This is a genomic window from Pararhizobium sp. LjRoot235 (assembly GCF_964254145.1).
GTDB lineage: Bacteria > Pseudomonadota > Alphaproteobacteria > Rhizobiales > Rhizobiaceae > Pararhizobium.
The window spans coordinates 31,362-54,993 of the sequence record NZ_CAXUSP020000002.1; the positions used below are offsets into that span (position 1 = coordinate 31,362).

Sequence of the window (23,632 nt, forward strand, 5' to 3'; positions counted from 1 at the left end):
CTCTTGCGGGACATTGCAATTCTCTCACGTTACGCCGATACGCACAAATCAAGATTTGGCCCTGCTATTGACCGTCACCTATGGCAATGACGGCGAACGTTGCCGCTGCGCTATTCGGAGGCAGCGTGCGCTCAAATCGCCGGGTGCCGGACGGGGATCTTCGTCAGCCGTCCGTCCTTGTTTATCTTTAGCTGCAGGTCCAAACGTCCGATGACACCCCGGAGTACACGCTTTCCATCCCCTTGAGCTCACGGTTCAGTCGGTTTCGCCAGGCTCTGTCTTCGACCAGTACAGGAGGAAAGAGACCAGGAACGGCGAAAAAGGCGGACGGGGCGCCGGTGTCGATGGCTTCGGCGGCCGCCACTTTCAGTTCGTGTCGGCGCGGGTCTTCTACATCCGGTGTTTGGAGCACATAGGTTATCCACAGTGCGGTGGCATTGGCGAATACGGCGCCGTCGCGCCCCGCTGCGAGATCGTCCACCGCTGCGGCGAATATCCTCTGTGGCAGTTTCTGGCTGCCATCCATGGCGATCTGCCGCGTGCGGTGGGCAATCGTCGGATTGGCGAACCGCTGCATCAGCTGCTCCTGGTAAGCCTCGAGGTCGATGCCCGGCACCGGGTCGAGCGTTCGAGCCGCCGCTTCCATGTATTGCCGGACCTTGCTCTGATAGTGCGGAACGGCCATCACGTCACGAACATAGTCGAGCCCCGCCAATTGACCGAGATAGGCGATCATCGAATGGGCGCCGTTCAGCAGTCTGAGCTTCATCTTCTCATAGGGCTCGACATCGCTGACGAGGAGCGCGCCGGCTGCCTCCCAGGCGGGGCGGCCCGCGGCGAAATGATCTTCAACCACCCATTGCATGAACGGTTCAGTGTCGAGCGCGAGCTTGTCTTCGGCCCCGAGCAATGCCGCTGTGCGCTCCCGCGTCTGCGCCGTGGCCGCCGGAACGATGCGGTCCACCATGCTCGAGGGGAAGGCTCCGTGGTCGGATATCCAGCCGGCGAGCGTAGGGTCTCGTGCTGCCGCCATTTCGATCACAAGACGACGGACGACGCGGCCGTTGGTCGGCAGGTTATCGCAGCAAAGGACGGTAAAGGGCGGAAAGCCGGCGGAGTGCCGACGCGCCAGACCTTCGACTATAAAGCCGATCACACCGGTCGGTATGTCCGGGCAGAGGAGATCGGCTGCGATCGCCGGATGCTGGCGGTCGAGGCCGCCGGTGACCGGATCGATGCCATAAGCCTTCTCGGTAATGGTGATCGACACGATGCGGATTGCAGGATCGGCCAGGCGAGCGAGCAGCACCTGGTGGTCCTCGATGGCACGCAGTCCACCAACGACCGAGCCGATGATCCTAACTTCGGCGCCGGTGGCTCCGCGGCTCGCCACCGAAAACAGATGGTCCTGCGCCCTCAGGTCCCGGATCGCGTCGAGAGACCGCAGGCTGACACCGATAATGCCCCAATCACCGAAACACTCGGTCAAGGCACTGTCGGTATAGACGGCCTGGTGCGCCCGGTGAAATGCGCCGAAGCCGATATGCAGGATGCCGGGTTTCAGGGCCCCGCGATCATAGCGGGGCGTGACAACAGCGGCGGGCAGTCGGGTCGCGGCGGACAAACGCTCCATGTTCAGCCCAATCCATAGGTCGCGTGCGACAAGGCGCGTTCGATACCGCGCAGTTCGGCAAGCCCCTTCAGGCGGCCAATCGCCGGATAGCCGGGCTGGGCGCCGCGTGTCAGATCGTCGAGAATCTCCTGGCCGTGGTCGGGGCGCATGGGAATCTGGTGGTCCGTCCGCCCCTCGGCGCGCCGCCGCTTTTCTTCCGAGAGGAACTCGGCAATCACCGCCACCATATCGGTGTCGCCCTCAAGGTGTTCGTCCTCGTAGAACGAGCAGGGTGTCTTAAGCTCCTCGCGGCGGACATTGCGAAGATGGATAAAGTGGATGCGAGGCGCGAACTGACGCACCATGGCCGGCAGGTCATTGGCGGCGCGGGCACCAAGCGAGCCCGTGCAGAAGGTGACCCCGTTCGCAGTACTGTCGATCTCACGCAGCATGAAGGTATAATCCTCGGCGCTCGACAGGATACGCGGCAGCCCGAGCAGCGCCCAGGGCGGATCGTCCGGATGGGCGCAGATATTGATGCCGACCTGCTCCGCCACCGGCGTCACCTCGGTGAGAAAATCGATGAGATGACGCTGCAGCTTTTCTCGGCTGATCCCGGCATAGGTCTCCAGATGCGCCCTGAGCTGCGGGAGGCTGTAGCCGTCGGCGGAACCCGGAAGACCCGCGCCGATATTGCGTGACAGGCCCAGTTTGCGCGCGTCGTTCATCTCGCGGAATCGCCGTTGCGCCTGCTCGCACGTCCCTGCGTCATAGTCCTTTGCGGCGCCTGCCCGCTCCAGGAGATGCAGGTCGAAGGCGACGAAATCGATCCGGTCGAAGCGCATGGCTTTTGCACCATGCCGCGTGGTCCAGCGCAGATCCGTGCGCGTCCAATCGAGAACCGGCATGAAGTTGTAGCAGACCGTGCGGATGCCGGCGACCGAGAGACGGCGTAACGTTTCCTGCCAGTTGGCGATATGTTCGCGCCAGGGACCAGTCTGCGTCTTGATGCTTTCCGAGACGGGAATGCTTTCGACGATCTCCCATTCCAGGCCGCCGGCACGGACCTGATCCTGCCGCTTGGCGATCTCGTCCAACGGCCAGACGTCCCCGGTCGGAATATGATGCAGCGCGCTGACGATACCATGCGCGCCAGCCTGAGCCGCATCCTGCACGCTCACCCGGTCCACCGGGCCGAACCAACGCCATGTATGTCGCATGTGAACTCCTAAGCCAGAAAGCTGAGCTGCACCTTGCAGGCAGCCGAGCGGTCGCCGGCCTGCTCGAAGGCGTCGACTGCCTGATCGACCGGGAATGTGTGGGAAATGATTGGCCGGACGTCAATCCGGCGATCTGCGATAAGCCCGACGGCAAGGGGGAATTCACTGTCGAACCTCTGCGATCCGATCAGCCGCAACTCCTTGCCGACCAGGGCATTCAGCGGAAATGTGATGTCGCCCGTGACGCCGACCTGTACGATCAGGCCGCGTGGCCTGACCGTCGCGATCGCGCTGCGCAGAGCCGGTTCGGCGGCAGAGCATTCGAACACGATGTCGAACTGGCCCTTGTCGGCTTCATAGGCCGTGAGTTGCTCGGGATTGCGGCGGACATTGATGATGCGGGTAGCACCGCAGGCAGATGCCCGCTCAAGGGCGGCGTCGGCGAGGTCCGTCACCACGATCGTTTCCGCACCGGCATGGCGGACGGCGGCGACCACCAGCGCGCCGATCGGCCCCGCGCCGGTGACCAGCACATGCTTGCCGCTAATATCCCCGGCTTGGGCCACAGCATGCAGGCAGACGGCGAGTGGTTCGGCGCAGGCGGCTTCGCCGGCGCTGACCAGTGTGCCGACAGGCAGGCACTGGATACCAGGAACCACCATCCAGTCGCGGAACATGCCCTGCGCATGGGGCAGGCGCATGGCGCTGCCCATGAACTCCATGTTCAGGCAATGAATCGCGAGGCCTTCCCGGCAGAAGCGGCAATTTCCGCAGGGCTGGCTCGGGTTGACAGCGACGAGGTCACCAAGTGCTAGCCCGGAGACATTGGGGCCGAATGCCGCGACATGGCCGGACGCCTCATGCCCTGGAACGATCGGCTCGCGAACCCGCACCGGACCAAAGCCGCCATCCTGGTAGTAGTGGAGGTCTGAGCCGCAAATGCCGCCCGCCGCCATCTTCAGCAGCACTTCCCCATCGCCCGGTTCGGCGACGTCGGCCACCTCCACCCTCAAGTCGCGTCGGCCGTGGAGGCGTGCGAGACGCGCCTGCATGATTTTTCTCCTCATCGGCGGATCAACCCGACCTCGGTCGGCAGCCAAAGCGTGACAGCTGGAACGAAGGTGATCAGGATGAGCGCGACGAACAGCGGAACGAGCCAGGGCAGGATCGCCATCGTGGTCCGCTCGACCGACAGCTTGGCTACTCGCGACAGCACGAAGAGTACCATGCCAAGGGGCGGATGCAGCAGGCCGATCATCAGGTTCAGCGTCATGATCAGGCCGAAATGCACCGGATCGATGTCGAACTGGGTCACCAGCGGCAGCAGGATCGGGACCAATATGGTGATCGCGGCGATCGTGTCGAGGAAGCAGCCGACGAACAGCATCAGTAGATTGACCAGGATGAGGAACACCCACTTGTTGTCGGTGATCGTCAGGATCGCGCCCGAGAGCATCTGGGCGGCCTGGCTGACCGTCAGCAGCCACGCGAAGATGGAGGCGGCTGTTACGATGAACAACACCGACGCCGTGGTTTCGATCGTGTCGAAGGTGGCGCGGGCCAGTGTCGAGAACGTCATCGTCCGGTAGCGCAACAGCCCGAGGAACAGCGACCACAGCACGGCGGCAACGGCAGCCTCCGTCGGCGTGAACCACCCCATCGTCATGCCGCCGATCAGGATGACCGGAGTCATCAGCGCCATGACGGCGGAGAAGTCGAAGTACCAGTCGATGGCGAGCAGCGCGGCAAGCGCGATGCCAACGGCGACGTTCATCGACAGGCCGGCCGACATCAGGAGGAAGATCAGGAGCGGCACGGAGAAGACCACCACGACCTCGAGCGATGCTGACAACAGGCGTTTCATCTCGAACGGAGTGTCCGAACCCCAGCCACGCCGGTAAGCGAAGATCGCGACGGTCACCATCATCAGGACGGTCATGACCACGCCCGGCACGATACCCGCCATGAACAGCGCGCCGATCGAGACATTGGCCATCATGCCATAGATGACGAAGGGCAGAGACGGTGGGAAGATCGGGCCAAGCGTCGCCGAGGCGGCGGTGACGCCGACGGCTGTCTCGACGGGATAGCCATGGTCCTTCATCGCCTTGATCTCGATCGTGCCGATGCCGGCGGCGTCGGCGAGCGCCGTGCCCGACATGCCTGAAAAAATCACCGAGCCGATGATGTTGACTTGGGCAAGCCCGCCCTTCATCCAGCCGACCAGGGCGACGGCAAAGGAATAGATGCGGCCGGTGACGCCGGCGGAATTCATCAGGTTGCCCGCGAGAATGAAGAAGGGAACGGCGAGCAGCGGAAAGCTCTCGACCCCGGCGATCATCCGCTGCGCGGCAATGATGTCTGGCGCGACATTATAAAAGACGAGGTAGAGAACGGAGGCCACGGCCATGGAAATGGCAACGGGCAGGCCCACCACCATCAAGACGAGAAATGAGCCGACGAGCAGAAGCATGGATCAATCCTCAACCTTCTGAAATTCCTCGGGCCTTTCGAGAACCGAATAACCGCGGCGCTGATTGGCGATGAAAACCTGGGTGGAGCGGACGAGCATCAGCACGAAGCCGGCCATCACGCTGTAGAAGACGATGTTGCGCGGCAGGTTGACGGTCACCATGCGCTCGCCGTGGACGATCGCAACATAGCGCCACATCAGCCAACAGGCATAAGCGAAGAAGCCGATACGAACGACGTCCACGAAGATCGCCAGTCCTCTGGCCAGTTGCCGCGGCAAATAGTGATAGAGGACGTCGACCTGGATGTGGCGAGATACGCGAACGCACATGACAGAGCCCAGGAACACGACGCAAATCAGGCAGTTGATCGCGATCTCCTCTGTCCATGCATAGGAGTCGTTGAGCACGTAGCGGGTGAAGAACTGCAGGAAGACGCAGGCCGTCATCACCCAGAAGATGGCGAGCGTGATCCAGTCCTCGACGGCATAATGCGACACATCGGCGACCGGCGCGGCATCCTCGAAGGAATGGGCGATTTCCTCCGGCGTTATCAGCGAATGGATTTCTTGTTGCATGGGAGATCATCCGACGAAAAGAGGGGCGGAATGCCGGCGGCTCTTGCGGGCAGCCGGCATCGATGGCTCACTTGACGGCGCGGATGGCCTCCCAGTCTGCCTTGTTGTAGCCGAAGTCCTCGAGCGCGACATTTTCCACGACGGTCTTTTCGAAATCGGCCTTGTCGACTTCGGTGACCTCGATGCCACGCTCCTTGAACGTCGCGACCAGGCTCTTTTCACGCTCCTCGATGATCTTGGTGCTGCGCTCGGCAGCCTCCTGCATGACCTCGGTGAAGATCTGCTTGTCGGCGTCGGAAAGCTGCGACCACAAGCTCTTCGACACCAGCGTGTTCAGATGGTCGACGATATGGCCGGTGAGAACGATATGCTTCTGCACCTCATAGAACTTCTTCGCATCGATCGTGGTCAGGGGGTTTTCCTGCGCCTCGACCGTACCGTTCTGCAGCGCGAGGTAGACCTCGGCAAAGGCGATGGGTGTGGTATTGGCGCCGCAGGCGCGTGGCATGGCGAGATAGGCCGGCACGTCCGGGACGCGCATCTTCAGACCCTGCATGTCGGAGCATTTGCTGATCGGCCGGTTCGATGTCGTCTGGCGCGTGCCGTAATAGGTGACTGCGGCAATATGATTGCCCGAAGCGTCCTCATATCCCTTGGCCAGTCTCTTGAATACATCGCTTTTGGTGTAAGCGATGAGATGCGCGGGATCGCGAAACGTGTAGGGGTAATAAGTGACGCCGATCGGCGCATATTCGCGCGCCGCAAAACTCGAGCCGGAAATGATGATGTCAACCGTGCCGAGCTTCAGGCCTTGGTTGAGATCGGCTTCCTTGCCGAGCTGCGAGGCCGGGAAGACATCGATCTTGTAGCGGCCCTCGGTGCGTTTGCCGATCTCTTCGGCCGCCCAGGCGGATTCGGTGTGGAATGGTTCCGATGTCTCGTAGACATGTGCCCATTTGAGCACCGTCTCGGCCTGAGCCGTGAGGGCCGAGGCTAAGATGGTCACTGTTGCACCCACCAGCATTGTCAGTCTGAACTTCATCTTCGTTCTCCTCCCAAGTTGAAGTCATTGGTCCTGTGGCTAATTGCCCCCGACACGCCTCCATGCGGCCGGTATCGTGCTGTCGGACGGTTCCTCCTCGAAACTCTTCGACAGGCGAAGCTGAGATTGATCGAGATGCGCACGCATCGCGGTCCGCGCGGCGCTCGGATCGCCGGCTGCGATCGCGTCGCGGATGGCGCGATGCTCCTCCATCGCGGCTCGCCAGGTTTCGGTGTTTTCGAAATAGCTGGCGAGCTTCTCGAAATAAGGGGTCATGCGCATGTCGTGGATGTTGCCGATGAAGCGATTGAGGGTCGCATTGGCGATGATGCCGGAGACGATGACGTGAAAGTCGCGATCGAGCGCGAGAGCCAGGCGCCGGTCCTCGAGTGCGGCTGCCATCTTCGTCAAGTTATCGTCCATCAGCGCGATATGCTCCGGCCGCACCAGCCGGGCAGCCTCTTCGGCCACCGCGCATTCCACGACAGCCCGCGCCCTCAGCAATTCAAATGGCCCTTCGAAATCCTCCGGCGGCAGGTCGGCCGACGGCACCTTGCGTGCCGTTACATAGATGCCCGAGCCCATGCGGATATCCACAAAGCCTTCAACTTCCAGCACGATAAGCGCTTCCCGGACAGTCGGGCGGGATACGCCGAGCATCTGGGCCAGCTCGCGCTCGGCTGGAAGGCGAGAGCCGGGCGACAGTTCGCCTCGTTCGATCAGGCTTCGCATCTGGTCCGCTACCTGGCGATAGAGGCGGCGCGATTCCACGGCAGAGAACATCATCTTCCTCGAAAGTCCCGACGATGCTGACGCAAGAGGTCAGTTGGCCAGGTGGTCATACCAATATTCAGTACACTACTCGCCATTGAAGATAAGTCAACCTGCAGTTCGGAGGCGGCTTACTACGTGCGCCCGCAGAGTAACGGGCAGACCCAATGCCTTGGTTCCTCTCGGGCAGGCTAAGTGAAAATTCGCCCAGCCATCCAGAATGGTGATTTGATTAATCGCAGTCCGAGCGCTGCGAAGCGCGTTGCAAATCCCAGGAGGAAATCAGGCAGAACCCCTGCAAACCCTGCTACAGTCGCCATGGCCACTGGCGGGGTAGGGGACATCACTGCCGAAGATATGAAGTTTGAACTCCTGCTCGAACAGAAATCTTTGTCTGAAAATGTTCGGACCGCTTTTGTCAGTCCTTGCGCTTGCGGCAGTAGAGTTCCAGTCTGTGGCGGACGAGGTCGTAGCCGAGTTCCGCGGCGATCTCCGCTTGCAATTGCTCGATCTTGTCGGAGCGGAATTCGATGACGGCACCCGTATCAATATCGATCAGGTGGTCATGATGTGGCGCATCGGCGGTTTCGAAGCGGGCCGTGGCGCTTTCGAAAGCATGGCGATGCACGACCCCCTGCTGTTCGAGCGCGGAAAGCGTTCTGTAGACCGTCGAGAGCGAGACGGTTGCATCGATTTCTTTCGCACGGCGGTGCAATTCGCTTGCATCCGGGTGGTCTTCGGCGGTGGCGAGAATCTTCAGGATTGCCGCGCGCTGACGTGTCACGCGCACACCACCGTCCCGCAGGACGCCTTCCAGTTCCTCGACACGATTCTTGTTCTGTTTCATGGATTCAACCCTAGCCAAGGGCGGTGGCTTTGAAAATAGCTAGTTGCAAATGCTTCGCATGTGCATTGACTTATGCAAAGCATTCGCCTAGTTCTGTCGCCGACAACATCAGGGAGTATGGGATGATCGATCAGACGAGACGCGCGATTCTGGCAGCAGCAACGGCGCTGGCAGCTTTCGCGGTCGTTCCCGGCGCGGCCTGGGCGCAGGAGAAATTCAAGGCCGTCACCACATTCACGGTGATTGCAGACATGGCAAAGAACGTTGCGGGTGACGCTGCAATCGTCGAATCGATCACCAAACCGGGTGCCGAGATCCACAACTACCAGCCGACGCCGCGCGACATCCTGAAGGCGCATGATGCCAAGCTAATCCTGTGGAACGGCCTCAACCTGGAACTCTGGTTTGAAAAGTTCTTCCAGAACTTTGACGATATGCCTGGTGCCGTCCTGTCCGAAGGTGTCGAGCCCATGGGCATTGCCGAAGGACCCTATAGCGGTAAGCCGAACCCCCATGCCTGGATGTCGCCCTCTGCCGCGCTGATTTATGTTGACAATATCCGCGACGCCTTCGTGAAGTATGACCCGGCCAATGCCGAGACCTACAAAGCCAACGCCGAGGCCTACAAGAAGAGGATCGAAGCGACGATCGAGCCTATCCGTGCCGAGATCAGCAAGATCCCCGAGGAAAAGCGCTGGCTGGTATCGAGCGAGGGTGCCTTCAGCTATCTGACGCGCGACTTCGGCATGAAGGAACTTTATCTTTGGCCGATCAACGCCGACCAGCAGGGCACGCCGCAACAGGTGCGCAAGGTGATCGACGCCGTTCGCGCCAACAATATCCCTGTCGTCTTCTCTGAAAGCACGATCTCTCCCGATCCGGCCCAGCAGGTCGCGCGCGAGACGGGGGCAAAATATGGCGGCGTACTCTATGTCGACTCGCTCAGCGAGGCGGACGGTCCGGTCCCGACCTATATCGATCTTTTGCGCGTCACATCCGAAACCATCGCGAAAGGCCTTTCGCAATGAACCTTCAGGTCAAGGCCCGACCCAGCAAAGCGCCTGCGTCGGGTGACGCGGGCGGGGGTATCCGCGCCGCCGGCGTCACTGTCACCTATCGCAACGGCCATCGGGCGCTGCACGATGCATCGTTCGAAATCCCGACCGGAACCATCACGGCGCTGGTCGGCGTCAATGGCAGTGGCAAGTCGACCCTGTTCAAGGCGGTCATGGGTTTTACCCGGCTGGCACGCGGAGAGATTTCCATCCTCGGCCTTTCGGTGCCGGAAGCACTGAAGAAAAACCTCGTCGCCTATGTACCGCAGGCCGAAGAGGTCGACTGGAACTTCCCGGTTCTTGTCGAGGACGTGGTGATGATGGGCCGTTACGGCCACATGAACATGCTGCGTATCCCCAAGAAGGGCGATCATGAGGCTGTCGAAGCCGCGCTTGCCCGTGTCGGCATGAGTGATTTCCGCACGCGGCAGATCGGCGAGCTTTCGGGTGGCCAGAAGAAGCGCGTCTTCCTCGCCCGTGCGCTTGCGCAGGACGGCCGCGTCATCCTGCTCGACGAACCCTTCACCGGCGTCGACGTCAAGACCGAGGACGCGATCATCCGCCTCCTGCTCGGGCTACGCGACGAAGGCCGGGTCATGCTGGTCTCCACCCACAACCTCGGCAGCGTGCCGGAATTCTGCGATCGCACCGTGCTTCTGAAAAACACCGTGCTCGCTTACGGCCTGACCGACACCACCTTCACGCGCGAGAATCTCGAACTCGCCTTCGGTGGCGTCCTTCGCCATTTCGTGCTCGGTGGCCAAAACCTGCACGATGATGCCGATCCGCGCCAGCTTTCCGTCATCAGCGACGACGAGCGGCCGCTGGTCATGTACGGCGCCAAGGGTCAGATGGTATCGCAGCCGGCGAAGCCCGAGACCGAGCCGGAGGCGGACGGCAAATGATCGCTTCGCTTTGGGAGCCCTTCACCTACGGCTATATGGTGAACGCCATGTGGGTAAGCGCGCTGGTCGGCGCCGTCTGCGCCTTCCTGTCATCCTACCTGATGCTGAAAGGCTGGTCGCTGATCGGCGACGCGCTCTCGCACTCGATCGTTCCGGGCGTCGCCGGCGCCTACATGCTGGGCCTTCCCTTTTCGCTCGGTGCGTTTTTCTCCGGCACGCTCGCAGCCGGGGCGATGCTCTTCCTCAACCAGCGCACCCGGCTGAAAGAGGACGCCATCATCGGACTGATTTTCACCTCCTTCTTTGGCCTTGGACTGTTCATGGTCTCGCTGTCGCCGACCTCGGTGAACATTCAGACGATCGTGCTCGGCAATATTCTCGCCATCACACCTGCCGATACGCTGCAACTGGCAATCATCGGCACTGTTTCGCTCGTCATTCTCACGGCCAAATGGAAGGATCTGATGGTCACCTTCTTCGATGAGAGCCATGCGCGCTCGATCGGGATTCCGACGTCCTTTTTGAAGGTGCTGTTCTTCACCTTGCTTTCGGCTTGTACGGTCGCAGCGCTACAGACCGTCGGCGCCTTTCTCGTCATCGCCATGGTGGTAACCCCCGGCGCGACCGCCTATCTGCTTACCGACCGGTTTCCCCGGCTGATCACGATCAGCGTGGCGATTGGCGCGCTGACGAGCTTCTTCGGCGCGTATTTCAGCTATTTCCTTGACGGCGCCACCGGCGGCATCATCATCGTGCTGCAAACGCTGATCTTCCTCTTAGCCTTCGTGCTTGCCCCAAAGCACGGCCTGCTTGCCGCCCGCAGGCGCAGTGCCGAAGCGCTGGAGGTTGCCCGATGATCTCGCTCGACATGCTGCTTGCCGTCTTCGAATTCGAGTTCATGCGCAACGCGCTTCTGATCTCGGTGCTGGTGGCGATCCCGACGGCGATGCTCTCCTGCTTTCTCGTGCTGAAGGGCTGGTCGCTGATGGGCGACGCGATCTCGCATGCGGTCTTTCCTGGTATCGTCATCTCCTACATCGTCGGCCTGCCGCTTGCCGTTGGCGCCTTTGCCGCCGGCATGTCCTGCGCGCTTCTGACGGGCTACCTCAAGGAAAACAGCCGCATCAAGCAGGATACGGTGATGGGCGTGGTCTTCTCCGGCATGTTCGGCTTCGGACTGGTGCTCTACACCAAGATCCAGAGCGACGTGCACCTCGATCACATCCTCTTCGGCGACATGCTTGGTATCGGCTGGCCGGATATCATTGAGACCGGCCTGATTGCGTTCCTGGCGGCCGGCATCCTTGCGGTCAAATGGCGCGATTTCCTGCTGCATGCCTTCGATCCCGCCCAGGCAAGGGCCGTCGGCCTGCGTGTCAACTGGCTGCACTACGGGCTGCTTGCCATCCTGTCGCTCACGATCGTCGGGGCCTTGAAAGCCGTCGGACTGATTCTCGCCATCGCGATGCTGATCGCGCCCGGCGCCATTGCCTTTCTGATCACCCGCACCATGGGCGGCATGTTGATCGCTGCCGTGCTCGTTGCGACGGTGGCGTCATTCTCTGGCGTCTACGTCTCGTTCTTCATCGACAGCGCGCCGGCACCGACCATCGTGCTTCTGATGACCGCAATGTTCGTCGTCGCCTTTGCCTGGTCCTCCTGGCGAACGGCACGCATCGAGGCGCAGCGGACCATCGTCGAGTAACCGTGAGCACCGCTTTGCGCGGGGTGCCGAGGATAAGACGACAGATCGCTTGCATCATCTGCAACCGGGGTTGCCGGCCTGATGCAGCGTCGGCCCGCGCAGGACGGTAATTTCGCGGGCACCTAAGCGGCACCGCGCATTTTTGCCGTGACGAGGGCCCGCCCGGCCTCGTCGAAACGATGCACGCGGCCTTCCATCGGTGTGATTTGCAGTCTTTGGCCGGGTTGATGTCCGGAGACACCGTTTTCCCGAACGATCAGCGGTTCCGCCGATCCGACATCGAGATAGACAAAACTGTCGGAGCCGAGAATTTCCGAATGAACGACCGTTCCGGTCCACCGCCCCTCGTACGGCGTGATCTCGATATGCTCGGCACGGATGCCGATCGTATGGGTATCATAGGGTCGCGCGAAGTCGCCGGAGAGGAAGTTCATTTTCGGCGAGCCGATAAAGCCGGCGACGAAAAGCGAATTGGGGCTCTCATAGAGTTCCAAGGGGGTGCCGATCTGCTCGACGAGCCCGTCCCTGAGCACGCAGATGCGATCCGCTAGCGTCATAGCCTCCACCTGGTCGTGGGTGACGTAGATCATCGTCGTCTTGTGCATGCTGCGATGGAGCTTGGCGATCTCCAGGCGCGTTGCCACGCGCAATGCCGCGTCCAGGTTCGACAGCGGTTCGTCGAACAAGAACACTTTTGGATCGCGCACGATGGCCCGGCCAATTGCCACGCGCTGGCGCTGGCCGCCCGAAAGCTGTCGGGGCAGGCGCTCGAGATAAGGCGTGAGTTGCAGCATCTCTGCTGCCGCTTCCACCCGTTGCTTGCATTGCGCCTTGTCACGGCCGGCGAGCTGCATGCCGAAGGCCATGTTCTCGTAGACCGTCATATGCGGATAGAGCGCATAGGACTGGAACACCATGGCAATGCCGCGCTTGGGCGGCGTCAGCTGATTGACGACCTTTCCGTCGAATGAAAGCGTGCCCGAGCTGATTTCTTCGAGGCCCGCAACGAGCCGTAGCAGTGTGGACTTGCCGCAGCCGGAAGGACCGACGAACACCATGAATTCGCCCGCCCGGATGTCCATGCTGACGCCCTTGATGACCTCGTAGGCGCCAAAGGACTTACGGATATCCCGCAGTTGGATCTCTGCCATTTTATTCTCCTATCCTTTGACGCCGCCGGCGGTGAGGCCGGATATGATCCGCCGCTGAAAGATCAGCACGAGGATCACGAGGGGAACCGTGACGGTCACCGACGCGGCCATGATGCTGCCCCAGGGAATTTCAAACTGACTACCGCCCGAAAGCATGGCGATGGCCACGGGAACCGTCCGCTGGGTATCCGACGACGTGAATGTCAGGGCGAACAGGAACTCGTTCCAGGCGGCGATAAAGGCAAGCAACCCTGTCGTCACGAGCGCCGGCCACATCAGTGGCATGAACACCCGCGTGATGATCACCCAGGGTGAGGCGCCGTCGACGATGGCCGCTTCCTCGATCTCGATCGGCAGGTCCCGCATGAAGGTGGTCAGCACCCACACCGTAAATGGCAGCGTGAAGATCATGTAGGAAAAGATCAGCGCGAACGGCGTGTTTAAAATGCCGATCCAGCGGAGAAGCTCGAATAGCCCGGCGAGCACCGCGATACTTGGAAACATCGAGACGGCGAGGATCGTCAAAAGCAGCAGGGATCGCCCGCGGAACGACACCCGCGCCAGTGCAAAGGATGCCGTGACTGCGAGCAGCAGCGAAAGAGCCACCACCAGTCCGGCGATCATCAGCGAATTGCCGAGATTTCGAAGAAAGCTACCACCCGACAGAACCCCGGTATAGTTTGCCAGCGACAGGGATGTCGGCCAGTAATCCACCCGGAACAAGGCCGTACCGGATTTGAAGCTGGTGAGAATCGCGTAATAGAAAGGAAATACCGAGATGACGATGATGACGGTGACGAGCGCATAAAACGCTGAGCGTTTTGCAAGTGTAGCAACCATCAGCGCTCTCCTTCCAGATTGACGCGGCCCAGCCACATGTAGAGAACCGTGATCGTTGCGAGGATCAGGAACAGCATGGTCGAGGCTGCCGCTCCGTAGGCGAATTTGTCGAATTCGAAGAGGTTTTCGCGGGCAAGCACCGACATGGTTCGCGTCTGTGCGTTGTTGGGCGTCAGCACATAGATGAGATCGAATATGCGCAGTGAGTCGAGCATGCGGAAGATGACGGCGACCATCAGCGCCGGGCGGATGAGCGGCAGCGTCAACCGCCAGAAGACCCGTACCGGATGAATACCGTCGATGCGTGCAGCCTCGTAGATATCGCCGGGAACCATCTGCAGGCCGGCGAGGATCAGCAACGCCATGAACGGCGTGGTCTTCCAGACATCGACGACCAGCACCGCGATCATCGCCGTATCCGGACTGGCCGTCCAGGCGATCTTCTGGCTGATCAGGCCGAGGCCGAGCAGGATATCGTTCAAGATGCCAAACTGATCATTGAGCATCCAGGCCCACATCTTGGCGGAAACGATCGTCGGAATGGCCCACGGAATGAGGATCGCGGCGCGCACAAGGCCGCGGCCGGGAAATTCCGCATTCAGGACAAGCGCTACGATCAAACCGAGCGCGGTCTCGATGCTGACGGAGATCAGTGTGAATTTCAGAGTATTCCATACGGCGCCCCACCAGGCCGGATCGGCGAGGAGACCGCTAAAGACAGTGCGGCCGCTTTTCAGGGTGATCCACGATAAGTAGTTCTTGAGGCCGACAAACTCCGCGCCGGACAAGTTGGTCAGCGACGCATCGGTGAAGCTGAAATAGATGGTTCTCATCAGTGGCCAGCCTGCGACGACGGCGAGAACAAACAGGGTCGGCGCCAGGAATATCCAGGCTGAACGGACGCGCTGCATACGCAGATCGGACCCGATCGCGCTGCGGGCCACTGGAACAGTCGAAGCGGATTCTAGAGAAAGCTCGGTCATGACGATTTGCCCACTGGTTGTCATCCGGCGAGGACCGGAAGCATCGAACATGCGGACGGCGCCACGACCGGCTGCCGTCCGCGGCTGAATGCAATTACCAGGCGTCGCCTTTGAGCTCCGTCAGTTCGGCTTCGAGCAATTCGAGGTTCTCGGCAGCCGACCCGTTTCCGGAAAGCGTGTTGTGCACCGCCCCCCAGAAATCCGACGAGACTTCGTTGTATTTGACCTTTGTCACTGCCGAGGGGCGCGGCACGGCTTTTTCGAAGATCGGCTTCCAGTTCGCCATGAAGGGCTGGCTGGCGGCAATGTCAGCGTCGTCGTAGAGAGCCGGCAGGGTCGGGAGAATTGCCTGTTCGATCGCGCGCTTCTTCTGCACCTCGCTCGAGGCAAGGAACTTCACCAGTTCGATCGCTGCCTCCTTTTCGTCCGAATATTTCGAGACGGCCCCGTTCCAGCCGCCGAGAGCGGACGACGGCTGGTCGCCCGCGGCAGCGACGGGAAGCGGCATGACGTCGAACTTGCCCTTGATCGCGCTGTCGTTTGCATTGCCGAGCGCATAGGCATAGGGCCAGTTGCGCATGAAGGCGGCCTTGCCGGTCTGCCAGACGCCGCGGGCCTCTTCCTCCTGGTAGGCGAGCACTCCCTCCGGCGCAATGGTGCCGATCCAGCCCCTGGCACGGTCGATGGCGGCGGCGGCCTTTTCGTTGTTGATGGAAATCGTTCCGTCCGGCTCGACGATCTGTCCGCCGTCCGAGGATTTGATCCATTCGAGCGCGTTGCAGGTCAAGCCCTCATAGGCATTGGCCTGAAACACGAAGCCCCAGAAATCCGATTGCCCGGCGACGCGTTCCTTCTCCTGGATTTCCTTTGCCGTTGCCGCCAGCTCATCCCAGGTCTTGGGGGGCTGCTTGCCGTATTTTTCGAGAAGGTCCTTGCGGTAGTACATGGCAGGGGCGTCGGTGAACATCGGCAAGGCGACAAGCTTGCCGTTGACTGTCTGCGACTGAATGACTGACGGGAAGAACGCAGACGTCACATCCTTCGTCGCTTCGGTCAGGTCGACGAACTGATCGGCAAGCTGGGGCGCCCAGATGACATCGGTCTGGTAGACATCGACATCCGTATTTCCGGCTGCGAGCCAGAGGCGGTACTGCCCGAACTGTTCGCTGCTCGATGCGGGCATCGTCACGAGATTGACCTTGTTGCCCGTTTTCGCCTCGAACTCGGCAAGGCGCGCGCGGAGGAATTCGGCACCCTTGCCGGTCGCGCTTGCAGCCATCGAGAGTTCGGCGGCAAAAGCACTGCCGCTGGTGATCGCGCCCACAATTACGGCTGTCGCAAAAAGTTTCATGGTCATCGGCTCCTCCCAGGCCTCCAAGCGCACGCTGAAACCGGATCAGCAAAATCGAAAGCGCTTTGGTAGAAGAAAAACTGTCAGAAACGGGAAAACGAGTCAAGGCCACAACGAATGACTGCGCCATTAATTCATGTGTCAGCAACAAGAAATGATTATATTCAATATGATAGCTGGAACCTGGCGGTTTCCATCTGTTTTTCAGGCGTGGGGCGAAGCGTTTGATTCGAATAACGATTTGAAAACGTTTTAATTTAATCGTGGCCGGAGAACACGATCTCGCCGCGAGATGGATTGCTGGTATGGGGTGGCCGAGCTATAGCTATTAATCAGCATGCGAAATCGCGTCGGACTATATGAAACTCAAAGACTTTGCCAAGCATCTCGACCTGTCGCCGACCACGGTAAGCCGAGCCCTGAGCGGTTATCCGGAAGTGCGCGAAAGCACCCGCAAGCGCGTAGCCGATGCGGCGATACGCCTCGGCTACCGGCCGAATATCAACGCTGTTCGCCTCGTGACCGGACGTGTGGGTGCTATCGGCATATTGATGGAGAAGGGGCGGGAAGGTAATTTCGCTGAATTCCTGAGCGGAATGGGCGAGCGCCTTGGGGGCGAGGACATCGACATTCTCGTCAGCCCGATAGTCGAACACGACGCCAAAGATGAGATGCAACTCTTTGGCCGGCTCGTGGGAAGCCGGCGGGTCGACGCCATCATCGTCAATGCGCCGAGACCCCATGACGAGCGCATCGCCCTGCTCCACAAACTCGGCATGCCGTTTCTGGTTCATGGCCGGTCCGAAACGGATGTCCCCTATGCCTGGCTTGATATCGACAACGAAGGCGTGAGCAAGCGCGCCACCGCGCAGCTGCTCGATCTTGGGCACAGGCGGATCGCGATGATCAATGGCCGCCCGGGGGTCACGTTTTCCATGCATCGCGACAAGGGGTATCGTGACGCGCTTGTCGAGCGCGGCGTGCCGTTCGATCCGCTCCTGGTCGCCCACGGCAGTTTCACCGACGAGGTCGGCTTCCGGTTCGCGCGGGCCTTCCTCGAACAATCACCGCGCCCGACAGCTCTCGTCGCAGGCTCGATGATGACGGCGCTCGGCGTCTATCGGGCCGCCCGATCTCTCAACCTTGTCGTCGGCAAGGATATTTCAGTCATCGCCCACGACGACGTCTTCCCTTATCTGAACGCCGACAACATGGCTCCGTCGCTGTCGACGACGCGGTCATCCATGCGCGCTGCCGGTATGCGCTCGGCGGAACTGGCCCTGGAGCTCCTTGCAGGCAAGTCTCCGACGGAAATCCACGAACTTTGGCCCGTTGAATTGATCCTGCGGGAGTCGACTGGTCCGGTCACCGCACCTTCCTAAGGCATGACGGCATGGCTGGCTCGCATAACAGCCATCTCGGCCATGTAGCGGCCTCGTCAAATCGGGAAATCTGCCTTGTTGACCATGGACCAGCTCTGCGAGCATGAAATGAACGAGACACGTCTGGCTTCGTGCTAGACCGGCGGATGCAGGAATGCAGGCATTGGTGCGTTCCCGGCGTTTCTGGACAGAAAGAGCCGTGCGGTGTCCAGCGCCTCGCGGATCGTCACATCCATGTCGAGATATCGGTATGTTCCAAGCCGACCGACGAAGGTGACTGAGGTTTCCCGTGCTGCTCGCGCGACATATTGGGCAAGTTGCTCCTTATCGTCTATCAGGCGGATCGGATAGTAGGGAATGTCCTGCGGGCCGCAGGCGCGGGAAAACTCGCGATAGCAGACGGAGCCGGCATGGTCTTCCCATGGTGAGAAATGCTTGTGCTCGGTCACGCGCGTATAGGGCGTGGAAACATCCCCGTAGTTCATGACCGCACAACCCTGGTAGTCGCCCTTATAGGTGAAGCGTTCGAAATCCAGCGTGCGATATCCCAAACGGCCATATTCGTAGTCGAAATAGCCGTCGAGCGGACCGGAATAGAACATGTGAGTGAAGTCTTTGCCCTGGCTACGGTGAACCCCCGTTTCGAGATGGACCGCAATGTTTGCATGATCGAGAATTCGCCCGACCATATCGGTGTAGCCGTTTTGCGGCATGCCCTGGTATCTATGGAAGAAGTAGTTGTCGTCGTAGTTGAAACGCACCGGAAGTCGTTTCAGGATGGAAGCCGGCAGTTCGTTTGGTGAGCAGCCCCATTGTTTCTGCGTATATCCCTTAAAGAAGGCGTCATACAGGTCCTTGCCGACGAAGCGGAGCGCCTGGTCTTCAAAGGTTTTTGGGTCTTCTATGGCTTTGTCGGCCAGATCCTCAATGAAGGCGCGCGCCTCGTCAGGCCTGAAAGCCTTGCCGAAAAACTGGTTGATCGTATGCAGATTGATAGGCAGGGAATAGACTTGCCCCTTGCTTGTCGTTTTGACGCGGTTTTTGTAGGGCATGAACGCCTGGAAGCGGTTCACATGCTCCCAGACTTCTCTGTCATCCGTGTGGAAAATATGCGGCCCATAGACATGGACCATGACTCCGGTTTCTTTGTCGCGCTCTGTGTGGCAATTCCCGGCTATATGGCTGCGCGTGTCGAAGATTTCGATCTCATGACCCGCTTCTGCGAGTTCGCGTCCGATGACCGCACCTGAAAGGCCGGCGCCGACCACCGCAATTTTTCCGGTTCCGGCCCTGTTCTTGCTCATCTCTTTGAAGCCGCTGCTTGCGTCCACAAGCGGTTGTCGTGGGGAATCGGCTCATAATCGTTCCATGCCGCCAACTTTTCCAGATAGCGCTGCCGGTAGGTTCGATCGCCCGAAAACGCCGTATTGTCTTGAACGAGTTCGGCCCCGATTTCGTAATATATGTCGAGATTGAGCAGGTCTGGCACCGGTGTTTCACCGCGCTCGCTTTGTGCCTGCATTTGCCAGAACAACTCTTCGAGGCGTCGGGCAAGAGCCGGAATGTCGCGCAATTCGTTGATTTCCCGTTTGGCCTGCAAGGACTCCCTGACCTTCTTGAGGCTCTGGGGATCCTTCGCAAATCCGGTGGCCGTTTCAATAAGGTGCTCAGGCCCTCTGCAAATCAATTCCGGAACGCCAGCGGCTGCAACAATGCTGTGGCAGAAACGTGCCGCGAAGCTCTTGCCGGGGAATGTGAGGACCGGCAACCCCACGGTCAGAGCATCAGCCGCAGTTGAGTGCGCCCCATACGGAAAAGTGTCAAGGAAGAGATCGGCGAGTGCTATTCGAGCGAGATGCTTTGCATTCGGTGCCTTGGGCGCGAAAATGAGGCGCTCGGGCGCGACACCGGCCTTCTCGGCCGCCTGACGCAGGTGTTGATCCACATTGTCGCTTCCGGTGAGCAGCCAGAGCACGCTGCCGGGCGCCGCGATGAGAATCTGCATCCACTGTGTAAAGGTACTTTCGGTAATCTTTTGCATACCGTTGAAGCATGCAAAAACGAAAGCGCCTTCAGGCAGCCCCGCCTCCGCTCGTGACGGTTTTTCGGCAATCACCCTCTTGCGGTCGACGGGTTGGCTGCATGGAATTCTCAGCACTTTTTCTGAATAATAGATTTCGTTTTCGGGCGGAACGATGCGCGCGTCCGTGATCATATATTGGTGGAACGGGCTGCCCATGGAACCCGGGTAACCGCAAAAATTGACGATGACCGGCGCCGGTCTGTAGGCGAAGATCTTCGTTCTCGCATGTTTGGTGTAACCGTTGACATCGACCAGAATGTCGATGTCGTCGCCGGCGATTTGGCTTGCTGCCTCCACGTCGCTGAGTGTGGCGATATCGCGCCAGCAATCGACGGTATTTTTCATCCGTGTCTGCGTTGCGTCGTTCGCTACGGGCTCGCCGCAATAATAAGCGTAGATTTCAACGCTTTCCTTATCGTGCAGTTCCAGCACTTCTCTCAGTGCAAAACCAACCGCGTGATCACGCAAATCTGAGGAAACATAGCCGACGCGAAGTCGCTCGCCGGTTCCCGACTTCTGCTTCGGCGTTTTGCGCGCAAAGCCGCTGGTGTCGGGACGTCCGACGAAGGATTTATTATAGCGATAGGCTTTGGCCAGTTGAAACAACGGATCGTCGGAATAACAGGCGAGCGTCAGCGGCGACATGGCATCAAGTAAATGTCCCAAGGAGACATGGTCGGAGGGAGCCAATATCGGCCACTTGCACTGGCGCTGCCGCAGAGCGCTCCAATGTTGACCGGCTTCAGTCTTGTCGGGTCGCAATTCGATTGCCTGCCACAAAGCGGTTTCCGCCTCTTCCAACAGACCTGCGTTTTCCATGACGCGACCGATGTGCTGAAGCACCATCAGGCGATGCATAACCCGGTCAGCCGTGCTCTCCGCGGTTATCTCCACGAAACTGCGCCATTGCTGGATAGCTTGCGTGGCAAGGCCGCTGTCCTCAAAGGCCCGGCCAAGATTGATATGTGCCTGCCCGAACCGCGGATCAAGCTTCAGGCACGCACGCAGCGCGTGGATCGATCCCGCAACGTCTCCCAACTGGCGCAGGGTGACGGAATAATTGAAATACACGAGATGCAAGAAGGGATGCGCCTCGTTGAATGCACTCCAGACCTTGTAAATCTCTGCCGCCTCAGCCCTTTGTCCGGCGGCACTGCGGCCTTCTGCAAACTGAAACAACTCCGCCAAGGATAAGCTGTGAATGCGCGCAAGGTCCAACATCCCGGTGAGAGGCGGTACAGGGCTTGAAGCTGATGTATTATCGGTAACCATGGACATCCCGCAAATTGCGGCATGAACAGCTGGCGTTGCAACCGCTTGCGATAGGTTTCCCCTTATTAATTGTGCTAGCTTGCTCTAGGCGTGCCGACGGCGGGCGTCTGACTTTCCGCTCGCGGACCGAAAGTCCTTCCTCGCGACAAAGGCGGCAGATGCGGTTGACGCCTGACGGCTCTCTGTCTCGACCTTTAGCGCCTTTCACGAACCAATTCGATCGGCTGGTGATCGATATGGCAAAACATCATCTTGTCGGTATTGCAGACGCGAGTCGGCATCGAGCAGGAGGTCGCCGATGGGCGCCGGATTTTCGTCCCCTTGCCCGATTTGAAGATCAGTCCCAAGCCGTCTGATGCTGCTATCGCGATCCCCACGGACATGTCGGCCGCCGCGACCGCCTTCGGAACCCTTCTGGCGCGGGGGATCGATGATCTGCAGCACTGATGTGTTGTGCACCCAACTTAGCTCTACGCAGCTTTTCTCATTTGAAAAGGCTCGGAAGCCAGAGCGACAGGGCCGGCACATAGGTGACCAGCATCAGCACCGCGATGCTGGCGCCGAAGAACGGCCAGATCGTGCGCATCGCCTCGCGGATCGATATGCCGCCCACGGCACAGCCGACGAAAAGCACCGTGCCGACGGGCGGGGTGTTCAGCCCGATGCCGGCATTGAGGATCATGACGACGCCGAAATGGACCGGGTCGATCCCGAAGGCCTTGACCACCGGCAGGAGCACCGGCGTGCAGATGATGACCATCGGCGCCATGTCCATGAAGGTGCCGAGCAGGAGCAGGATGACATTGATCATAAGGAGCACGATGATCGGGTTGTCGGATATGGCGCCAATGGCGGCGACCATGGCTTGCTGCACCTGCAGGAAGGCCATCAGCCAGCCGAACGATGCCGCCGTACCGATGACGAGAAGCACCATGGCGGTGGTGCGTACCGCCTGGAGGACGGCCTCGACGAAGCCGTGCCAATCGAGCTCGCGGTAAACGAAGATGGCGACGAGGAAGGCGTAGAAGACCGCGATGCAGGAGCTTTCCGTCGCCGTGAACACCCCGGAACGCACGCCCCCGAAAATGATGCCGATCAGCAGCAGCCCGGGCACGGAAGCAAAGAGATAGTAGCTGAGCCGCCAGAAGCCCGGGAAGGGTTCCGACGGATAGCCCTGTCGTCGTGCAACGACATAGGCGGTAACCATCAGCGCGGCGGCAAGCAGCAGGCCCGGCAGGACGCCGGCGGTAAAGAGATCGGCGACGGAGACGTTGCCGCCCGCGGCAATCGAATAGAGGATCATGTTGTGCGACGGCGGGATCATGAGGGCGATGATTGCCGCGTTTACCGTAACGTTGACGGCGTAGCTGCGGTCATAACCGCGCGCCGCCATCTGCGGGATCATCAGCCCGCCGACGGCGGAGGCATCGGCCACGGCCGAGCCGGAAATGCCGCCAAACAGCGTCGCCGCAACGATATTGACCTGGCCGAGACCGCCACGCAAATGCCCGACGATACCGGCCGCAAAGCGGATGAGCCTTTCGGCGATGCCGCCGCGAACCATGAGGTCGCCGGCAAAAATGAAGAACGGGATCGCCATCATGGCGAAAACGCTCATGCCGGAATTCATCTGCTGGAACACGACAATTGCCGGCAGGCCGATATAGGCGACGGTGGCGAGCGAGGCGATGCCGAGGCAGAAGGCGATCGGCATGCCGATGAACATCAGCAGCGTGAAGACGCCAAAGAGAATTGTGTAAGCCATTATGCGGCCTCCTGCAGGACCACATCGGCTGCGATCTCGGCGCCAATGAGGACGTCAACGAAACGCTCGGCGGCAAACAGCGCGATCAACACGCCGCCCGCGATCATCGGGAAGAAATCGACGCCGCCCGGCCAGCCAAGCACGGGGATGGTCGCGGCCCAGGTGCCGGCGGCGAGTAGGGTGGAATAGACGGTCATGGCAAGCCCGAACAGCACGATAAGGCCGAGGCTCAGGAGGTCCATCGCCCGCTGGACAATGGGTGGCGCGGAATGGCGGACGAAATCGAGGCCGAGGTGGACGCTCTCGCGCACGCCAACGGCGGCGCCGAGAATGATGAACCAGGACATCAAATGGAGCGACAGCGGCTCGGACCAGCTGGGCGTATCGTTGAGCACATAGCGGGCAAAGACTTGCCAGCCAACGAGGAGTGTCATCGTCACCAGACCCAGCCCCGAAATATAGAGCGATACCCGGCTCAGCCAGGTCAGCACAGGTCGCAGGACCTGCATGAAACGCCACATTGCCTTTTCCTCCATAGGCTCCGGACGCCGTCCAATCGAGGTCCGGGAATAGAAGGCCAGCCCGTCGAGGCGACGGGA

Annotated in this window: 22 protein-coding genes; 6 read left to right on the forward strand and 16 right to left on the reverse strand. The window is 60.2% G+C overall.

The window, feature by feature from the left end; genetic code table 11:
- Window positions 1–187: 187 nt before the first annotated feature.
- The 8 genes from ACSQ2Z_RS20750 to ACSQ2Z_RS20785 all read right to left on the reverse strand — a co-directional run bounded on the left by ACSQ2Z_RS20750 (window position 188) and on the right by ACSQ2Z_RS20785 (window position 8,541).
- Window positions 188–1,633: a mannitol dehydrogenase family protein gene (locus ACSQ2Z_RS20750; RefSeq protein WP_436083172.1), complete on the reverse strand. Its 1,446-nt coding sequence runs from the start codon at window positions 1,631–1,633 to the stop codon at window positions 188–190.
- Between the two features lie 2 nt (window positions 1,634–1,635).
- Window positions 1,636–2,832: a mannonate dehydratase gene (gene uxuA, locus ACSQ2Z_RS20755; RefSeq protein WP_436083173.1), complete on the reverse strand. Its 1,197-nt coding sequence runs from the start codon at window positions 2,830–2,832 to the stop codon at window positions 1,636–1,638.
- Window positions 2,833–2,840: 8 nt separating this feature from the next.
- Entirely contained in the window at window positions 2,841–3,884 is a 1,044-nt protein-coding gene (locus tag ACSQ2Z_RS20760; protein WP_436083174.1) for an L-idonate 5-dehydrogenase, read from the reverse strand.
- An 11-nt stretch (window positions 3,885–3,895) separates the two neighbouring features.
- Window positions 3,896–5,305, reverse strand: coding sequence for a TRAP transporter large permease (locus ACSQ2Z_RS20765; protein WP_436083175.1), 1,410 nt, complete (start codon window positions 5,303–5,305; stop codon window positions 3,896–3,898).
- A 3-nt stretch (window positions 5,306–5,308) separates the two neighbouring features.
- A complete protein-coding gene (locus tag ACSQ2Z_RS20770) occupies window positions 5,309–5,881 on the reverse strand; it encodes a TRAP transporter small permease (RefSeq protein WP_436083176.1) in 573 nt (190 codons plus the stop codon).
- Between the two features lie 67 nt (window positions 5,882–5,948).
- Window positions 5,949–6,923: a sialic acid TRAP transporter substrate-binding protein SiaP gene (locus tag ACSQ2Z_RS20775; RefSeq protein ID WP_436083177.1), complete on the reverse strand. Its 975-nt coding sequence runs from the start codon at window positions 6,921–6,923 to the stop codon at window positions 5,949–5,951.
- A gap of 39 nt (window positions 6,924–6,962) precedes the next feature.
- Window positions 6,963–7,706, reverse strand: a complete 744-nt coding sequence (locus ACSQ2Z_RS20780; RefSeq protein WP_436084106.1) for a FadR/GntR family transcriptional regulator — start codon at window positions 7,704–7,706, stop codon at window positions 6,963–6,965.
- Between the two features lie 406 nt (window positions 7,707–8,112).
- Window positions 8,113–8,541: a Fur family transcriptional regulator gene (locus ACSQ2Z_RS20785; RefSeq protein WP_065774062.1), complete on the reverse strand. Its 429-nt coding sequence runs from the start codon at window positions 8,539–8,541 to the stop codon at window positions 8,113–8,115.
- A gap of 122 nt (window positions 8,542–8,663) precedes the next feature.
- On the opposite strand from ACSQ2Z_RS20785, the gene ACSQ2Z_RS20790 reads away from it, so the two are divergent.
- From ACSQ2Z_RS20790 to ACSQ2Z_RS20805, 4 genes are read left to right on the forward strand one after another with little or no spacing between them, the layout of a single operon-like run.
- Window positions 8,664–9,569, forward strand: coding sequence for a metal ABC transporter substrate-binding protein (locus tag ACSQ2Z_RS20790; RefSeq protein ID WP_436083178.1), 906 nt, complete (start codon window positions 8,664–8,666; stop codon window positions 9,567–9,569).
- Window positions 9,566–10,501, forward strand: coding sequence for a manganese/iron ABC transporter ATP-binding protein (locus ACSQ2Z_RS20795; RefSeq protein WP_436083179.1), 936 nt, complete (start codon window positions 9,566–9,568; stop codon window positions 10,499–10,501). The genes ACSQ2Z_RS20790 and ACSQ2Z_RS20795 overlap by 4 nt, the downstream gene beginning before the upstream one ends.
- Entirely contained in the window at window positions 10,498–11,358 is an 861-nt protein-coding gene (locus tag ACSQ2Z_RS20800) for a metal ABC transporter permease (protein WP_436083180.1), read from the forward strand. The genes ACSQ2Z_RS20795 and ACSQ2Z_RS20800 overlap by 4 nt, the downstream gene beginning before the upstream one ends.
- Complete coding sequence (locus tag ACSQ2Z_RS20805) at window positions 11,355–12,206, forward strand: metal ABC transporter permease (protein WP_436083181.1); 852 nt, start codon at window positions 11,355–11,357, stop codon at window positions 12,204–12,206. The genes ACSQ2Z_RS20800 and ACSQ2Z_RS20805 overlap by 4 nt, the downstream gene beginning before the upstream one ends.
- A gap of 122 nt (window positions 12,207–12,328) precedes the next feature.
- On the opposite strand, the gene ACSQ2Z_RS20810 is transcribed toward ACSQ2Z_RS20805, so the two are convergent.
- The 4 genes from ACSQ2Z_RS20810 to ACSQ2Z_RS20825 form a co-directional block, all read right to left on the reverse strand.
- The gene (locus tag ACSQ2Z_RS20810) at window positions 12,329–13,357 is read right to left on the reverse strand and encodes an ABC transporter ATP-binding protein (protein ID WP_436083182.1); all 1,029 of its coding nucleotides are present in this window, start codon (window positions 13,355–13,357) and stop codon (window positions 12,329–12,331) included.
- Window positions 13,358–13,366: 9 nt separating this feature from the next.
- Complete coding sequence (locus ACSQ2Z_RS20815) at window positions 13,367–14,197, reverse strand: carbohydrate ABC transporter permease (RefSeq protein WP_436083183.1); 831 nt, start codon at window positions 14,195–14,197, stop codon at window positions 13,367–13,369.
- Window positions 14,197–15,180 (reverse strand): carbohydrate ABC transporter permease, encoded by a 984-nt coding sequence (locus tag ACSQ2Z_RS20820; RefSeq protein WP_436083184.1) that lies wholly within the window; start codon window positions 15,178–15,180, stop codon window positions 14,197–14,199. The genes ACSQ2Z_RS20815 and ACSQ2Z_RS20820 overlap by 1 nt, the downstream gene beginning before the upstream one ends.
- Before the next feature lie 94 nt (window positions 15,181–15,274).
- The gene (locus ACSQ2Z_RS20825; protein WP_436084107.1) at window positions 15,275–16,531 is read right to left on the reverse strand and encodes an ABC transporter substrate-binding protein; all 1,257 of its coding nucleotides are present in this window, start codon (window positions 16,529–16,531) and stop codon (window positions 15,275–15,277) included.
- Window positions 16,532–16,890: 359 nt separating this feature from the next.
- Between ACSQ2Z_RS20825 and ACSQ2Z_RS20830 the strand changes: the two genes are divergently transcribed.
- Entirely contained in the window at window positions 16,891–17,913 is a 1,023-nt protein-coding gene (locus ACSQ2Z_RS20830; protein WP_436083185.1) for a LacI family DNA-binding transcriptional regulator, read from the forward strand.
- A 134-nt stretch (window positions 17,914–18,047) separates the two neighbouring features.
- Here ACSQ2Z_RS20830 and ACSQ2Z_RS20835 read toward each other — a convergent pair whose 3' ends face one another.
- Together ACSQ2Z_RS20835 and ACSQ2Z_RS20840 are read right to left on the reverse strand one after the other, a co-directional pair.
- On the reverse strand, window positions 18,048–19,217 hold the full coding sequence (locus ACSQ2Z_RS20835; protein ID WP_436083186.1) for a UDP-galactopyranose/dTDP-fucopyranose mutase family protein: 1,170 nt from the start codon (window positions 19,215–19,217) through the stop codon (window positions 18,048–18,050).
- Window positions 19,214–21,268 carry an O-linked N-acetylglucosamine transferase family protein gene (locus ACSQ2Z_RS20840; RefSeq protein ID WP_436083187.1) on the reverse strand — a complete coding sequence of 685 codons (2,055 nt, stop codon included), beginning with the start codon at window positions 21,266–21,268 and terminating at the stop codon, window positions 19,214–19,216. The genes ACSQ2Z_RS20835 and ACSQ2Z_RS20840 overlap by 4 nt, the downstream gene beginning before the upstream one ends.
- A gap of 252 nt (window positions 21,269–21,520) precedes the next feature.
- Between ACSQ2Z_RS20840 and ACSQ2Z_RS20845 the strand changes: the two genes are divergently transcribed.
- Window positions 21,521–21,715 (forward strand): hypothetical protein, encoded by a 195-nt coding sequence (locus tag ACSQ2Z_RS20845; RefSeq protein WP_436083188.1) that lies wholly within the window; start codon window positions 21,521–21,523, stop codon window positions 21,713–21,715.
- 37 nt (window positions 21,716–21,752) lie between these two features.
- On the opposite strand, the gene ACSQ2Z_RS20850 is transcribed toward ACSQ2Z_RS20845, so the two are convergent.
- Both ACSQ2Z_RS20850 and ACSQ2Z_RS20855 read right to left on the reverse strand, forming a co-directional pair.
- Complete coding sequence (locus ACSQ2Z_RS20850) at window positions 21,753–23,033, reverse strand: TRAP transporter large permease (protein WP_436083189.1); 1,281 nt, start codon at window positions 23,031–23,033, stop codon at window positions 21,753–21,755.
- Window positions 23,033–23,554, reverse strand: coding sequence for a TRAP transporter small permease (locus tag ACSQ2Z_RS20855; RefSeq protein ID WP_436083190.1), 522 nt, complete (start codon window positions 23,552–23,554; stop codon window positions 23,033–23,035). Before ACSQ2Z_RS20855 ends, ACSQ2Z_RS20850 begins: the two co-directional genes overlap by 1 nt.
- Window positions 23,555–23,632 lie beyond the last annotated feature (78 nt).

What these genes read in the sequence shown, in the direction of transcription:
- ACSQ2Z_RS20750 (WP_436083172.1), bottom strand. Translation starts at nt 1,633, where the DNA reads ATGGAGCGTTTGTCCGCCGCGACCCGACTGCCCGCCGCTGTTGTCACG.
- uxuA (WP_436083173.1), bottom strand. Translation starts at nt 2,832, where the DNA reads ATGCGACATACATGGCGTTGGTTCGGCCCGGTGGACCGGGTGAGCGTG.
- ACSQ2Z_RS20760 (WP_436083174.1), bottom strand. Translation starts at nt 3,884, where the DNA reads ATGCAGGCGCGTCTCGCACGCCTCCACGGCCGACGCGACTTGAGGGTG.
- ACSQ2Z_RS20765 (WP_436083175.1), bottom strand. Translation starts at nt 5,305, where the DNA reads ATGCTTCTGCTCGTCGGCTCATTTCTCGTCTTGATGGTGGTGGGCCTG.
- ACSQ2Z_RS20770 (WP_436083176.1), bottom strand. Translation starts at nt 5,881, where the DNA reads ATGCAACAAGAAATCCATTCGCTGATAACGCCGGAGGAAATCGCCCAT.
- ACSQ2Z_RS20775 (WP_436083177.1), bottom strand. Translation starts at nt 6,923, where the DNA reads ATGAAGTTCAGACTGACAATGCTGGTGGGTGCAACAGTGACCATCTTA.
- ACSQ2Z_RS20780 (WP_436084106.1), bottom strand. Translation starts at nt 7,706, where the DNA reads ATGTTCTCTGCCGTGGAATCGCGCCGCCTCTATCGCCAGGTAGCGGAC.
- ACSQ2Z_RS20785 (WP_065774062.1), bottom strand. Translation starts at nt 8,541, where the DNA reads ATGAAACAGAACAAGAATCGTGTCGAGGAACTGGAAGGCGTCCTGCGG.
- ACSQ2Z_RS20790 (WP_436083178.1), top strand. Translation starts at nt 8,664, where the DNA reads ATGATCGATCAGACGAGACGCGCGATTCTGGCAGCAGCAACGGCGCTG.
- ACSQ2Z_RS20795 (WP_436083179.1), top strand. Translation starts at nt 9,566, where the DNA reads ATGAACCTTCAGGTCAAGGCCCGACCCAGCAAAGCGCCTGCGTCGGGT.
- ACSQ2Z_RS20800 (WP_436083180.1), top strand. Translation starts at nt 10,498, where the DNA reads ATGATCGCTTCGCTTTGGGAGCCCTTCACCTACGGCTATATGGTGAAC.
- ACSQ2Z_RS20805 (WP_436083181.1), top strand. Translation starts at nt 11,355, where the DNA reads ATGATCTCGCTCGACATGCTGCTTGCCGTCTTCGAATTCGAGTTCATG.
- ACSQ2Z_RS20810 (WP_436083182.1), bottom strand. Translation starts at nt 13,357, where the DNA reads ATGGCAGAGATCCAACTGCGGGATATCCGTAAGTCCTTTGGCGCCTAC.
- ACSQ2Z_RS20815 (WP_436083183.1), bottom strand. Translation starts at nt 14,197, where the DNA reads ATGGTTGCTACACTTGCAAAACGCTCAGCGTTTTATGCGCTCGTCACC.
- ACSQ2Z_RS20820 (WP_436083184.1), bottom strand. Translation starts at nt 15,180, where the DNA reads ATGACCGAGCTTTCTCTAGAATCCGCTTCGACTGTTCCAGTGGCCCGC.
- ACSQ2Z_RS20825 (WP_436084107.1), bottom strand. Translation starts at nt 16,531, where the DNA reads ATGAAACTTTTTGCGACAGCCGTAATTGTGGGCGCGATCACCAGCGGC.
- ACSQ2Z_RS20830 (WP_436083185.1), top strand. Translation starts at nt 16,891, where the DNA reads ATGAAACTCAAAGACTTTGCCAAGCATCTCGACCTGTCGCCGACCACG.
- ACSQ2Z_RS20835 (WP_436083186.1), bottom strand. Translation starts at nt 19,217, where the DNA reads ATGAGCAAGAACAGGGCCGGAACCGGAAAAATTGCGGTGGTCGGCGCC.
- ACSQ2Z_RS20840 (WP_436083187.1), bottom strand. Translation starts at nt 21,268, where the DNA reads ATGGTTACCGATAATACATCAGCTTCAAGCCCTGTACCGCCTCTCACC.
- ACSQ2Z_RS20850 (WP_436083189.1), bottom strand. Translation starts at nt 23,033, where the DNA reads ATGGCTTACACAATTCTCTTTGGCGTCTTCACGCTGCTGATGTTCATC.
- ACSQ2Z_RS20855 (WP_436083190.1), bottom strand. Translation starts at nt 23,554, where the DNA reads ATGTGGCGTTTCATGCAGGTCCTGCGACCTGTGCTGACCTGGCTGAGC.